At 65.1% G+C, this 627-nt stretch carries 2 protein-coding genes; one reads left to right on the top strand and one right to left on the bottom strand.

Features of this window, described 5'->3' with window-relative positions; translation table 11 throughout:
- The coding region (locus E1182_RS30745; protein ID WP_132271217.1) for a hypothetical protein at positions 1-225 on the bottom strand (225 nt) is incomplete at its 3' end.
- Positions 226-321: 96 nt separating this feature from the next.
- Here E1182_RS30745 and E1182_RS31825 point away from each other — a divergent pair.
- Positions 322-627, top strand: a 306-nt coding sequence (locus E1182_RS31825) for a hypothetical protein (RefSeq protein ID WP_207921589.1), incomplete at its 3' end; no start/stop codon positions are given.

Raw genomic sequence — 627 nt, 5'->3', positions numbered from 1 at the left:
CGCGAGCCTGTTCCGCAGCGCGTACGCGGTGAGTAGGTGGACAACCCGCCGGCTGATGGTCTCGACCCGAGACAGCTCTTCCAAGAGGTTGAGGGTCCATTGGGACTGGTGATCCGTGTCATGATCACTGACTGTCTTCGACTCCGCTACGAGATCGGTCAGGTCGCGGATCTGCTGCTCGACCCACTGTGCCAGGTCCTTGGGTACCGGCGCGGACTGCGACATCAGATTTACTCCCTTGACGGTCTCGTCTCTAATGACTAGAGTCGACTTCACTCGATGCTCTAAAGGCTAGAGCATAGACCTTGGGAGGAACAGACCATGCCGCAGACGTTCATCGTGGACCAGGCCGCGACTTTCCAGGCGGTTGCCTTCCTGGGCGCGGAGCCCCGGATTGAGTTCGGCACGCGGGACAAGCAGGAGCGGTTCCACAACGATGCGTGTCGCAAGCGGGCTCTGCGTGCCTCTCAGCGGTCTACCGACCCTGTTGCCGGGCGTGCCGGTCCCGGGGTGCCGCGCGCGGGCGGGACGCAGGAGCGCGCGGCAGGCGGCCCGGGTTTGGCCGCCGGCCCCGGGGCCGGTTTGCCCGGTTCAGGCCACCCGGATCCCACCCGGACTTGGTACTAC

This window comes from Micromonospora sp. KC721 (assembly GCF_004348355.1).
Classification (GTDB): Bacteria; Actinomycetota; Actinomycetes; order Mycobacteriales; family Micromonosporaceae; genus Micromonospora.
The sequence above is the reverse complement of the archived record's forward strand: the minus strand, read 5'-3'. Positions and strand labels throughout refer to the sequence as shown.